7 protein-coding genes are annotated in these 13223 nt (G+C 70.2%); 3 read left to right on the forward strand and 4 right to left on the reverse strand.

All coding sequences use genetic code 11. The features are described 5' to 3' along the window. The first annotated feature begins 8 nt into the window (after positions 1-8). Genes ABZ420_RS18495 through ABZ420_RS18505 form a run of 3 tightly spaced genes read left to right on the forward strand, consistent with a single transcriptional unit; the run spans position 9 to position 8547 of the window. A complete protein-coding gene (locus tag ABZ420_RS18495; RefSeq protein ID WP_357123913.1) occupies positions 9-6428 on the forward strand; it encodes an SDR family NAD(P)-dependent oxidoreductase in 6420 nt (2139 codons plus the stop codon). 28 nt (positions 6429-6456) lie between these two features. Continuing rightward, positions 6457-7854 (forward strand): condensation domain-containing protein, encoded by a 1398-nt coding sequence (locus tag ABZ420_RS18500; RefSeq protein ID WP_357123916.1) that lies wholly within the window; start codon positions 6457-6459, stop codon positions 7852-7854. Positions 7855-7863: 9 nt separating this feature from the next. Beyond that, positions 7864-8547, forward strand: a complete 684-nt coding sequence (locus ABZ420_RS18505) for a hypothetical protein (protein WP_357123919.1) — start codon at positions 7864-7866, stop codon at positions 8545-8547. Between the two features lie 17 nt (positions 8548-8564). Here ABZ420_RS18505 and ABZ420_RS18510 read toward each other — a convergent pair whose 3' ends face one another. Genes ABZ420_RS18510 through ABZ420_RS18525 form a run of 4 tightly spaced genes read right to left on the reverse strand, consistent with a single transcriptional unit; the run spans position 8565 to position 13220 of the window. Continuing rightward, on the reverse strand, positions 8565-10682 hold the full coding sequence (locus ABZ420_RS18510; protein WP_357123922.1) for an MMPL family transporter: 2118 nt from the start codon (positions 10680-10682) through the stop codon (positions 8565-8567). Next, positions 10679-11878 carry a peptide synthetase gene (locus ABZ420_RS18515; RefSeq protein ID WP_357123925.1) on the reverse strand — a complete coding sequence of 400 codons (1200 nt, stop codon included), beginning with the start codon at positions 11876-11878 and terminating at the stop codon, positions 10679-10681. The genes ABZ420_RS18510 and ABZ420_RS18515 overlap by 4 nt, the downstream gene beginning before the upstream one ends. Positions 11879-11904: 26 nt before the next feature. Then, complete coding sequence (locus ABZ420_RS18520) at positions 11905-12951, reverse strand: NAD-dependent epimerase/dehydratase family protein (RefSeq protein ID WP_357123928.1); 1047 nt, start codon at positions 12949-12951, stop codon at positions 11905-11907. Continuing rightward, the gene (locus ABZ420_RS18525) at positions 12951-13220 is read right to left on the reverse strand and encodes a hypothetical protein (RefSeq protein WP_357123931.1); all 270 of its coding nucleotides are present in this window, start codon (positions 13218-13220) and stop codon (positions 12951-12953) included. The genes ABZ420_RS18520 and ABZ420_RS18525 overlap by 1 nt, the downstream gene beginning before the upstream one ends. Positions 13221-13223: the final 3 nt, after the last annotated feature.

Here is a 13223-nt window from a genome sequence, read left to right on the forward strand (position 1 = left end):
GGATATGCATGTCGGATATCGCAATCGTCGGCATCGGCTGCAGGTTTGCAGGCGGAATCGACTCGCCCGACACCTTTTGGGAATTCGTCCTGGACAAACGCGACGGTGTGGTCGAGATGCCGGCCGATCGCTGGGATTACCGCCGCTACTACGACCCGGAGTCACGTACGCCGGGACGCAGTTACACCAAGCGCGCGGCATTCATGACGATCGACCCGTGGGAGTTCGACCCGGACTTCTTCGGCATCTCCGCACGCGAGGCGACCGTGCTGGATCCGCAGCAGCGGCTGATGCTCGAGGTGACCTGGGAGGCGCTCGACGACGCCGGGATCGCGCGGCACGCGGCGGGCCGCTCGATCGGCGTCTACGTCGGCGGGTTCGTGGTGGACCAGTCGGTGATCGGCGTGGTCGGCCCTGCCCTGTTCCACACCGACATGCACACCCCGGCCAGTGCGTCCTACACGATGCTGTCCAACCGGATCGCCTACGCTCTCGATCTGGTCGGTCCCGCGCTCACAGTCGACACCGCGTGCTCGTCGTCACTGGTCGCCTTTCATCTCGCCTGTCAGGCGCTGGAGAACGGCGACTGCGAGGTGGCGCTCGCGGGTGGCGTGAACGTCATGCTGCAGCCGGAGACCTTCGTCCTGATGTGCAAGGGCGGCTTCCTGGCCGCGGACGGCCGCTGCAAATCCTTCGACGCCTCGGCCGACGGCTACGGACGCGGCGAGGGCGCGGGCATGGTGGCGCTGAAGAAACTCGACGACGCGGTCCGCGACGGTGACCGGATCTACGCGGTGGTCAAGGCGACCGGCTCCAATCAGGACGGCCGCACCACGGCGATCACCGTGCCCAACGCCGAATCCCAGGAGAACCTGGCCCGTTCGGTGTGCGTGCGCGCTGGACTGGCGCCGAACGAGATCACCTACGTCGAGGCGCACGGCACCGGCACATTGGTGGGCGATCCGGTCGAGTTGCGCGCGCTCGGGCGGGTGTTCGGCGCGCCTGCCGGGCGCACGCGCTCGCTGGGCGTCGGCTCGGTGAAGTCGACACTCGGTCACACCGAGGCCGCGGCCGGTGTCGCGAGCGTGATCAAAGCGGCGCTGGCCATCCACCATCGCACCATCCCGCCGCAGGGCTGGCTCGACAAACCCAATCCCGACATCCCGTTCGACGAGCTCGGACTGCACGTCCAGCTGGAAGCGGAGGCGCTGCCCGACGACGCCGAGCCGATGACGATCGCGGTCAACGGCTTCGGCTACGGCGGCACCAACGCCCACACCATCCTGCAGGAGTTCCGCCGGGAACCCAGCGCAACCGACGCGCCCGCACGGCATCTCGGTGTGCTGCCGATCTCGGCCCGCAGCACCGGCGCGGCACGTGCGCTGGCAGGCCGGTTCGCCGATCTGATCACCGCGGGCGCCGATCCCGGCCGGCTGGCCGAGGCCGCCTGGACCCGCATGGCGCACCATCAGTACCGCACGGGCATGCTCGTCGGTGAGACCGCCGACCTGGTCCGGGATCTTCACCTGTTCGCCGCCGGAGAGGGGCGCGACGCCGCGCGGACGATCGCGGCGCGGACCGCGGAACCGGTGTTCGTGTTCTCCGGCATGGGTCCGCAGTGGTGGGGGATGGCCCGCGAATTACTGAGCGGTGAGAGCGTTTTCGCCGAGACCGCCGCGGCGATCGACACGGAGTTCCGCGAGATCGCCGGCTGGTCGATCATCGAGGAACTGCTGCGCCCCGAGGAGGAGTCCCGGGTCGCCAGGACCGAAGTAGCGCAACCAGCCAACTTCCTCGTCCAGGTGGCGCTGGTGCGGGTGCTGGCGGAGTACGGCATCCGTCCCGCGGCCGTGGTGGGGCACAGCGTCGGTGAAGTGTCGGCGGCCTACGTGAGCGGCATGCTGTCGCTGCGCGACGCGGTCCTGGTGGCTTATCACCGCGCCCGGTTGCAGGCGACCACCGCGGGCTCGGGTGGGATGCTCGCGGTCGGAATGTCGCCCGAGCAGGCCCGCGAACTCGTCGCCGACGACCCGCGGGTGGATATCGCCGCGATCAACAGCGCGAGCTCACTGACCTTGTCCGGCGACATCGACCGCTTGGACGAGATCGCCGAAAAACTCACCGAGGACGGTATTTTCGCTCGACGTTTGCGCGTCGAGGTGCCGTACCACAGCCGGTTGATGGACCCCATCCTCGACGAGCTGCGCGCGGCGCTGGCCGGGCTGGATCCGAAGGCGCCGACCGTGCCGCTGTACTCCTCGGTCACCGGCGAACGGGTGACCGGCCCCGACTGGAACGCCGAGTACTGGTGCGCGAACGTGCGCGAGCCCGTCCGGTTCGCCGACGCGATCACCGAGCTGATCGGGGCGGACAGCCGGGTCTTCCTGGAGGTCGGCCCGCACCCGGTACTGTCGGGCAACATCCGCGAGACTCTGCTGGGCGCGGACGTCAACGGCACGACGGTGCCGACACTGGATCGCAAGCAGGCGGATTCGGAGAGCCTCCGCCGCACCCTCATCGGTCTCTACGCCGCGGGCGTGCTCGACCTCGACGAGCTGTTCCCCGCGCGGAACACCGCCACACCGCACGTGCCACTGCCGCGTTATCCCTGGCAGCGGACCCGGTTGCATTCGGCGCTGCCGCTGTTCGAGCAGGCGCGCCTCGGCAGCCCCGGCACCTACGCCATGCTCGGCGATCCCGACGTCGAGGGCAGGCCGGACTGGCTGCTGCAGGTCGGCACCGAGCTGCTGCCATGGCTGGCCGACCACGTCGTCAACGGCGTCAAGATCATGCCGGGCGCGGCGTACCTGGACGCCGCCTTGAGCGCCACGGCCTCCCGGCTCGGTGTCGAACGCGTGGCGCTGGAGCAGGTCCGGTTCGTGGCCCCGCTCATCATGGGCGCGCCGGACGTGCCGCTGGTGGCGCTGACCGTGGAGGAGGCCAGCGGCCGCTTCCTGATCCGATCGCGTTCGGCGACGGGGACGGCCTGGACGGTGCACGCCTTCGGCCGCACACTGACCGGCAGCCACAAGCCCACGAAGGTCACGGTTCCCACCCTGGACGTCGGTCTCGACGTCGACCCGCGGATGTTCTACACCGGCCTGGCCGCGGCGGGGCTGCAGTACGGTCCGGCCTTCCGACGCGTCACCTCCGCGCGCGTCGGCGCGGACGCGGTGGTCGCCACTGTCGACGGCACCATCGCCGCGGACTCCGGACACCTCGCCCACCCCGCGGTGGTCGACGCCGCGATGCAGTCCGCGGCTTTGCTGTTCGCGGACGCCAGGATCGATGAAGGCACGCTGGTTCCGGTGGGTGTCGCGGCGGTGCGGCTGGTCGCACCGCTACCCGAGCGGATCACCGTGGTCGCGCGCCGCGATCCGCGGGCCAGGCTGCGCGCCGACGTGGATCTGCTCGACGACGAACACAACCTCGTGATGCGATTGAGCGGCTTGCAGATCGGTGCGCTCGCGCCGGGCCAGGATCCGCTGCATCGGATGGTCGACTTCTACTACGCCGAGACGCTGGAACGACGCGATCCGCTCGATCCCGATGCCCTGCCGAAGGACTCGGTGACCACCGTGATCATCGCGCTGGGCGGCAACTGCCGTCGTGCGGGGCGACTGGCCGCCGCCCTCCCCGGCTCCCGGCTCTACGTGGCAGGCGTCGCGGGCCGCGAACTCGCCGCCGACCTGGCCGCGACGCTGGCGGCCGCCAAGGCGGAGGGCACCGACCGGCTGCACGTCTGCGTGGTCGCGGGGACCGTCGAGGACGATGTCGCCGATCTGTGGACCCTGGAGCGGATCGCGGTGGCCCTCGACGAGTTCGTCCACCCGGAGATCGCCGACGAGGGGCCCAAGAGCGTCTTCGGTGAGGGATGGTGTCACGCCACCCTGGTGACCGAACGGGCGTTCGCGCTGCCGGGCAGCCCGATCCCGCCGCATTCGAATCATGCCGCGCTGGCCGGCGCTCGCCGGGTGCTGCTCAACGAGCAGTCGGCGCTGCGCTGGCGGCTGATCGACGTGGAACCGGACACCGAGATCACCGATCTGCTCGGGGAACTGGCCGTACCGGGCGCGTTCTGGAACGACAACCTCGACGAGGTCGTCCTGCGCGCGGGCGAGCGCTGGGCTCCGTTGGTGACCAAGCCGCTGCAGGAGCGCCTCGACACCCTCGACACCGCCGAACCGCTGACCGATCCGGAGGCCAACTTCACACTGGAGCTGCCGCGGACCCGGATGCTGTCGGCGTTGGCCTGGCGGCAGTGCCCGCGGCGCGAACCGGGGCCGGGCCAGGTCGAGGTCCGGATGAAGATCATCGGTCTGAACTACAAAGATCCGCTGAAGGTCATCGGCCTGCTCGGCGAGCGCGAACTCGCGCCCACCTATTTCGGCACCGTGCCCGGCATGGAAGGCGTCGGCGAGGTGGTGCGCGTCGGCGACGGGATCACCGATCTCGCCGTGGGCGATCTGGTCGCGATCGCGGCCAAGGGCATGATGCAGCGCTACGTCGTCGTCGACCGGCAGCTGACCATTCCGCTGCCGCCCGACGCCGATCCCGGATACTGCACCAGCACCATCGCCTTCGGCACGGCCGAGTACGCGCTGCTGGATCTGGCCCGGCTGGAGCCGGGCGAGACGGTGCTGATCCACGGCGCCGCGGGCGGTGTCGGCACGGCCGCGATCCAGGTGGCCAAGGACCGCGGGGCACGCATCATCGGCACCGCGAGCACCGACGAGCGCCGCGCCCACGTGCTCGCCCTCGGCGCCGATCACGCGATCGACTCGCGCTCGCTGAACTTCGTGGACGACGTACTGGAGCTGACCGGCGGCAAGGGCGTCGAGGTCGTGCTCAGCAGCGCGCCGGGGGAGATTTTGCGCCAGAACTTCAACGCCGTCGCGGAATTCGGGCGCATCGTCGAGGTCGGCAAGGCCGACATCTACACCGGCGGACTGCTCGAGATGGCCAACTTCGACAAGAACGTGGCGTACTTCTCGATGGATCTGGACCGCCTGGTCGCCGTCGACGCGCAGCGGCTGACCCGGCTGCTACAGCGGGTCTACGAGAAGGTGCTCGCGGGCACCTACCAGCCGCTGCCGTACAAGCTGCTGGAAACCGACGAGGTGGGCAAGGCCTTCGAGGAGACCATTCGATCGACCGGCCTGGCCCGGATCGCGTTGCGCATGGATTCGCCCACCCCGGCGGTGCGGCCCTACCTGCCCGAAATCGAGATCGATAGCACCGCGACCTATCTCGTCACCGGCGGGTTCGGTGGATTCGGGATGGCCATCGGGCGCTGGCTGGTGCTGCGCGGGGCGCGGCGGCTGGTCCTGCTCGGCCGCGGGGGCGCGAGCACCGAGGAAGCACGCAGGCAGCTCGAGGCGTGGCGCACCGTCGGCGTCGACGTGGTCGAGGAGCGTGCCGACGTGACCGACCCGGAGGCTGTCGCCACGATCGTCGCACGGGCCAACAGCGCCGAGCATCCGCTGCGCGGAGTCTTCCACGCCGCGGGAGCCGTGGCCGACAACCGCTTGGCGGCGATGCGATTCGAGGAGCTGGCCAAGGTGTACCGCCCGAAGGTGCACGGCGCCCGGGTGCTGCATCGAGCCGTGGCCGATGCCGGGATCCGGTTGGACATGTTCGTGCTGTGCTCCTCGGGCGGTTCGATGTACGGCATCTACGGCCAGTACAACTACTGCGCGGCCAATGTGGCGGTGGAGTCGCTGGCCGAGGAATGGTCCAGGGCGGGCGAGCGGGCGCTGTGCGTCGGCTGGGGTCACCTGTCGGGTGCGACGGGCGGCATGGCCGCCGACGAGACGGCACTCAAGTACCTCGATCTGGTGGGCTTCGACCCGATCGACATGGCCGACGCGACCGCCTATCTGGAGCAGACGCTGCGCCTCGGCGACGCTCGCGCGGCGATCATCCCGACCGACTGGGCCAAGCTGACCGGTACCTTCCCGCAGCTGACCCGGACCGGCCGCACGATCGCGCTCGCCCAGTCCTCCGCCAAGGACACCTCCGAACTGGCCCGGTTGCGGGCCGAGGTGGCCGCGATCGAGGAGAACAAACGCGGGGCCTTCGTCGCCCGCAAGATGGCCGAGGAACTCGCCGTCGTCATGGGTGTGCCGGTCGAGTCCATCGACATGACCGTTCCGGTGCCCGAACTAGGGCTGGATTCGCTGATGGCGGTGGAACTCGGCGCGCGGGTCACCAAGACCCTCGGCATCGACCTGATGTCGCTGCAGATGGGCCGATCGTTCAGCCTGGAGCAGGCGGGCCCGAAGGTGGCGGAGCTGATCCTGGCCGCGGATTCCGGTCAGGCGCAGCCGGTTGCCGATCTCGTTCCGTCGATGGCGGGACCGGCGCCGTCCAATGGCGCCGCGGCCGAACCGGTGCCCGCGTTGGCGGGGGCCGAGGCCAGGCCGTGACCGACCGTCGTCGAAACGAGGTGGCATCGTGGTCGGTTTCGGTCTGATCGATGAATGGGAGCCGGGGCCCGGCAGGCTGGTCAGCTGGGCGGCGTCACCGGAGTCGGTGGCGCGCGCCCGGCGGGCGCCGGTGCACCCGGCCCCGCCCTCGCACCAGCAGGAGCAGTATCTTCGGCTCGCCGATCGGCACGCCAAGGCGGAGTTCCGGTACTCCGGCCTGTGCCTGGTGACGGCGGAGATCCCGGCCGGCGGCCTCGACCAGGCCGCGATGACGCGAGCGGTCAACGCGTTCCTGTTGCGCCACGACACCTTTCGGACCTGGTTCCGGATCGACTCCGCGGGCACGATCGAGCGTCACCTCGTGCCCGCGGAGGACGTCGAGTTCGTACCGATCGACTACGGCCGCGTCGACGAGGCCCGCGCCATCCGCGACCACGTCCAGAAGACGACGCCGGGGCCCTTCGACTGGGACTGCTTCACCTTCGGCGCGATCGAACGTGAGGAATCGACCACGGTCTACCTGGCGGTCGATCATCTGCACACCGACGGATTCGGCCAGTACCTGTCCGGATTCGACCTGGCGCTGCTGTATGTGCGCGAAGTGTGGGAAGACGTGGGCATGCCGGCCCCCGCGGCCAGCTACCTCGACTACTGCACCGCCGAGCGGGAGTACACGAGCCGGATGACGCTCGCCTCGCCCGGCGTGCGCAAGTGGCTGGAGCTCATCCGCGGTAACGACGGCGAACTGCCGTCCTTCCCCTTGGATCTGGGCAAGCGCACCGATGTGTACAACCGCAGCGCGCACCGCACGATCACCCTGTTCGACGAGCACACCGCGCTGCGGTTCGAGCGGGTCTGCCGCGCCAACGGCGCGGAATTCGTCGGTGGCATCTTCGCCGCGGCGGCGCTGGCCGAGCGCGAGCTCATCGACAGCGACTATTACTTCGGCATGACGCCGGTCAGTACCCGCAGCAGCGCCGAGGAACGCGCGTCGGTCGGCTGGTATGTGACGCTGCTGCCGGTGGCCTTTCCGATCGGCGCCACCACTACCTTCGCGCGCGCCGCGACCATCGCGCAGCACGCCTACGAGAACGGCCTGCGCCTGGCCCCCACCTCGTTCCAGCGCGTGGTGGAACTGCTGCCCGCCGACTCCGACCTGGACCTGGAACCGGGCTGGTCCACGCCGATGATCTCGTATGTGGACACCCGGGAGCTGCTCGGTAACGAGTTGTTCGACCTGGGCTCGTGTGGGCTGTACGCCAATCGTGCCGCCTCCGAACAAGTGCTGATCTGGATCAACCGGTTCGCGTCGGAAACCACGCTGAGCGTCATCTACCCGGATACCCCGGTGGCGCACGGCTCCGTCGAACGCTATGTCGCCACCCTGCGGCGCGTGTTCGCTGCGGCGGCCGAGGACACACTGTGAGGAGAACAGGTGCACAGCGCATTTCGTGACCCCGGAATTCCCGACGGAGAGAAGTCCGTCTACATCGCCACCATCGCCGACCGGGCGCCGAAGCTCGACCTGGTCAGCGTGGTCGCCCACGACGACGACGGCTACCGCTCGATCGTCGAGGCCGGCCTGGGAAACGGGAAATTCGCGATGACCATCGAGCAGCGGTTCCTGCGCTCGGGAGACCGGCTCCGAGCCGAGCGCTATCGTGCCGAAACACGCTCGGGCACAACGGTGGTCAGCCGCGAGGAGGCCAACTTCCTCGACACTGTCCATCTTCAGTTCGGCGGCGGGATCGCGCCTTTTCCGGCCGATGTGATGCCGCTAGCCGGTGGCCTGACCCTGCTGCGCGGCCTGGACTTCGCCGAGGGCGCCGAGGAATGCGTGGATCTTTGGCTGGCGTTCTCGGTGCACATCCCACTCGGCGCCAAAGTGGAGCAGCGTACCGTCGTCGAGGTACCGGCCGGGCGCATCAGCTGCTGGCAGGTCCGGCTGCGGCCGCGGTTGTCCGGACTGAACATGATGCTGGAGAAGGTGCTCGCCGGATTCCTGCCACCCGCGGTGGCGCATTTCGACGTGGCCCCGCCCCACCGCCTGGTCCGCCTCGGCTTCCCGACCGGCCCGATGCCATGGGATCCCCGCGGCCTACTGGAACTTGTTGCCTAGCAACGGGTGCAGCTGGATCATCTCGTGACCGACGTGCGTTCCGGAATGCGGGCGACGGTGGCCGTCACGACGTGGCGGGGGCGGCCGGGCGACCACCAGTTGGCGGGCCCCATCAGCTGGACCAAGGCGGGTACCAGGAGCATGCGGACGAGGGTGGCGTCCACGACCAGGGCGATGATCATGCCGAGACCGAGGAAGCGCATGGGGGTCAAGGGGGACAGGGTGAACGCTCCGGTGACGATCACCAGCAGGGTCGCGGCGGCGGTGATCACGCGAGCGGTCTTGACCGTGCCCGTCCGCACCGACGCGGCGGTGTCGGCGCCCGCGTCGTGCGCTTCGACCATGCGCGACAGCAGGAACACCTCGTAGTCGGTGGAGAGCCCGAAGACGACCGCGATGATCAGCACCAGCATGCCGGCGGTGATCGGGCCGGTGCTCACGCCGAGCACGCCGGACAGATGCCCGCCGCAGAAGATCCAGGTGAGCACGCCGAAGGTGGCGGCGAGGCTCAGGAACGCCAGGGCGACCGCCTTGAGCGGCAGCACGATCGAGCGGAACGCGACCGACAGCAGCACCATCGTCGCACCGACCATGACGAGGATCATCCACGGCATCGCGGCGACGATGGAGCGCACGCTGTCCACGGTGGCCGCGGTGTCGCCGCCGACCCACAGCACGGTGCCGTCCGGGGGAGTCACCGCGCGCAGGGCGCGGACCGAGGCACCCGCCGCTTCGGTGCGGTCGGTGTCGCGCAGGAACGCGTGGAAGACGACGAAGTCCTCGGCGCGACCCACCTGGACCACCTGCCGCACACCGTCGATCTCGCTCAGTGCCGCCGCGACCGTGTCCACGGCGGCCGACTGCGGCGGCCCGGCCGTGCCGTGCAGCACGGCGGTGGCCCCGCTGCCCGCCGCGGGAAACTGCGCGGTGAGTTCCTCGACGGTGACGCGCATGGGGTTGTCCGCGGGCAGCGCGCGATGGTCGATGTCGCCCAGTCGCAGCCCGGCCAGCGGCGCCGCGAAGACCAGTAGGACGGCGCCGACGGCCATGGTGACCAGGGCGGGCCGCCGCAGCACGCGATCGACCAGGCCGCCCCAGAACCGGTCGCTGCGATCGATCGCTCGCCCGGCGCCGATCCGCGCGCCGAACAGGGCCAGCAGTGCGGGCAGCACGGTGAGCGAGAGCCCGGCGGCCAGCGCCACCGCCGTGATCGCGCCGACGCCCAGCGACCGCAGCACCGCCTGCGGGAAGACGAACGTCCCCGCGAACGCGCAGACCAGCAGCAGCGCCGAGAACGCGATCGTGCGCCCGGCGGTCGCGTAGGTGCGGGTGATCGCGGCGGGCACGTCGTGCCCGTCCGCGACCTCCTCGCGGAACCGGGTGACCAGGAACAGCCCGTAGTCGATGGCCATCCCGAGCCCCAGCAGCGAGGCGATGTTCATCGCGAACGTGCTCACCTCGGTGAGTTCGGCGAGCACGCGGATGGCGCCCATCGCGCCGAGCACGGTCAGGCCACCGACCACGACCGGGAAGGACGCGGCGACGAGCCCGCCGAACACGAGCACCAAAATGAGCAGCGTCAGGGGCAGCGAGATCGATTCCGCCCGCAGCAGATCGTGCTGGGACTGCGCGTTGATCTCCGTGGAGACCGCGCTGTAGCCGGACAGATCGGTCGCGACACCCGGGACGCGCAGCTGCGGTTCGATGTCCGGGTACGCGCTGACGCGCTGGTTGGCGTCACCGGCGAGATATACGACGGCCAGTGCGTGCCGGTCGTCCGCGGAGCGCAGGAACTGCTTGCGTGCGATTCCGGCGTTCCAATAGGTTTCGATCGGCCGTTGCAGCAGCGCCGGGTCGATCCGCGCCAGCGATTCCCGCACCTGGGGGCCTATGCCATCGAGCGTCTGGCCCTGCGGCGCGGTATACCGCACCACCACGTCCGGATTCTGCGGTCCGAAGTGCTCGCCCACGAGCTGGTCCACGTGCGCGGACTCGCTGCCGGGATCGATGAACCCGGCCGCCGTCACCTTCTCGGACGCTCCGACGCCGAGCAGACCGGCCAGCAGCATCACCCCGGTCACGACCGCGAGCACCCACCGCGGCCGGGCGAGCACGAGTCGGGCGAGGGCGGTCATCTCACGGCCGCCTCGCGCGGGGCCGACTCGGCTTCCAACCGCGCGGCGATCTTGTCCAGCAGCGCCTCCAGCCGGGGCTCGATGCCCGCGCCGTTGCGGCAGGACACGGTCAGCTCCAGCTTTCCGCGCGACTCGACCATGGCGAACAGCAGCGGCATCGCGCCGCTGTGCTGGGGCAGCATCCGCATGGTCGTCGGCGTCCAGCCGGGCACGGCCATCTCGTCGAGATCGACGCTGCCCATGTGGGAGACGGTGGCCGACACCATGTTCCGGTTCAGCCGTGCCCCGAGCCAGTTGCTGCCGCGCAGCACGCCGCGGATGACGGGGGCCGGGAACTTCGACAGCTTGCCGTTGTCCAACTGGTTCAGTTCGCTTCTCTCCCGCAACCCGGTGCGCATCCGGCCGCTGATCGTCGCCCAGTCCTCGCCGGGCGCCACGTCGAGGAACAGGGGCAATGCCAGGTTCCCGGTCGAGCGCAGCTCGGGATCGTGCCTGCGCAGGTCGACCGGAATCATGAAGCGCGACCGGGCCCCCGACTCCGCGGCCAGGACCGCCGCCACCCGTGCGACGATGCCCCTGCCGGTCGCCTCGATCGTGCGGTGGCGCAGCAGCCAGCGCGGGGCCGCCGGATCCTGGCGGCCGTGGCCGGTCGGCGCCCGGAACGTGGGCAGCACCCGGGTCGGTTTGCCCGGCGCGCCCACGCGCGCCACCAGTTCGGCGTCGGCGACCGGGTCGGCAGCGCCGACGGGCGGCAGGCCGCGCAGTGCGCGGAAGACGTCGTCCACCCACATCCGCAGGCCCATGCCGTCCATCACGCCGTGAAAGGCGCGGAACACGACGGTGGTCCGGTCACCGGTCAGCAACAGCACCTCGGTGGTCCGCTCCGGCGTGGGACCGATCGGGCTGCCGAGTACCGCGTCGTGTTCGAGCGCGTCGTAGTTCAGCGACCATCCCGGCACGACGCGCACGGTGGCGGCCAGACCGCTGTCCACCCAGTCGCCGCCGTCGCGGACCAGGCGGGCGCCGGGGGCGGCGGCCGAGGCCACGTCGACGGCCCGTTGCAGGGCGGCCGGGTCGAGGCTGCCGTCACCGTGCACGGCGATATGCATGACGAACGGCGGGGTCACCCGCCGCGTGGCGAAGTAGAGGCGTTCGGTGGGTGTGATCTTCCGGCGGAAGACGGGGGCGTTGCTCATGCTGATCTCCGGTACCGAGGTGGTGCTCAGCGCAGATTGCGGGTGAGTTCGACCGCTCCGCCCTGGGCGGGCAGCCAGGCGAGGAACGCGGCAAGTCCGCTGTCGCGGTCCACCACCGGCCGGTAGCCGAAATCGCGTGCGGCGGCGGTGGTGTCGTAGGTGGCGCTGCGGGTCATCAGGGCGACGGCGTAGCGCGAGAGCGGCGGCGACCAGCGCGTCGCTACGGCCGGAATGCGCCAGATCGTCTCGATGACGCGCACCGCCACTTCGATCACCCTCGGATGGGGTTTCCTGGTCGGCGGCTGGTACCCCAGCCGAACGGCGACCTCGCCGAGGAATCCCCACACGTCGGTCCGCTCGGCGTCGGCGACGAAATACGCCTTGCCGCCGACCGCGTCCGACGCGGCCGCCTTCACACAGGCGTCGACGATGTTGTCGACGTGACACAGCGAGGCGTAGACGGTGCGGCCGAAGGACAGGTCCGGCAGCGTTCCCGCACCGGCCCGGCCGAGCAGCCGCACGATGGGCCCGGACCGGTCGCCGGCTCCCCAGATCGCGCGGGGGCGCAGCGCGCAGGTGGTGAACCCTTCGGTGTCGGCGGCCAGCACCGCCCGCTCGGCCGCGGCTTTGGTCTCCGAGTACAGGTTCAGGTAGCGCCGGGGATAGGGCACCGATTCGTCGACGTCGATCTGGTCGCCGCCGTGGTAGTCCATCAGCGCGCTCGGACTCGAGATGAACACGAACCGCGCCGTCCCGCCGCGCCGGGCCGCTTCGAGCAATCGCTCGGTGGCCCGGACGTTCTCGTTCCAGAACTGCTGCCGGGTACCGCGCTCGTCCACCCGGGCCGCGCTGTGGAACACGATGTCGACCCCACGGGTCGCTCGTTCGAGCGAGGCGGGATCGGTCAGGTCGCCGTAGATCAGTTGGATCTTGTCGACGTCGGCGCCGAGGTCGGTCAGATCGCTGGTGCGCCGCACCAGGATCGACACGTGATGCTCGCCGTCGCGCACCAGCCTGCGTACCAACGCGCCGCCCAGGAATCCGGACGCACCGGTCACCAGAACTTTGCTCATTACCGTTCCTCCTTGCCGGGCTGGGTTCGCCACCAGGTCAAGCCGAAGATCTGCGTCAGGACCGCCGTCTCGAACCGGCCGCGTCCGGAACCCTCGGCGGCGCGCAGTGCCACCGGGATCTGCGCCGCGTGCACGACGACGCTCAGGAACGCGTCGATCCACCAGGCGGCGCGCAGGACCCGGCTGTCCGGGACGCGGCCGGTCGCGGCGGCGAGGGCGCCGCAGGCCAGATAAAGCCACCCCAGGACGGGAACCGCCCGCAGTGCCATCGT

Origin of the sequence: Nocardia sp. NPDC005745 (assembly GCF_040630775.1) — a bacterium.
GTDB lineage: Bacteria > Actinomycetota > Actinomycetes > Mycobacteriales > Mycobacteriaceae > Nocardia.

Coding starts and splice junctions, on each gene's coding strand:
- ABZ420_RS18495 (WP_357123913.1), top strand. CDS start 9: ATGTCGGATATCGCAATCGTCGGCATCGGCTGCAGGTTTGCAGGCGGA.
- ABZ420_RS18510 (WP_357123922.1), bottom strand. CDS start 10,682: ATGACCGCCCTCGCCCGACTCGTGCTCGCCCGGCCGCGGTGGGTGCTC.
- ABZ420_RS18515 (WP_357123925.1), bottom strand. CDS start 11,878: ATGAGCAACGCCCCCGTCTTCCGCCGGAAGATCACACCCACCGAACGC.
- ABZ420_RS18520 (WP_357123928.1), bottom strand. CDS start 12,951: ATGAGCAAAGTTCTGGTGACCGGTGCGTCCGGATTCCTGGGCGGCGCG.
- ABZ420_RS18525 (WP_357123931.1), bottom strand. CDS start 13,220: ATGGCACTGCGGGCGGTTCCCGTCCTGGGGTGGCTTTATCTGGCCTGC.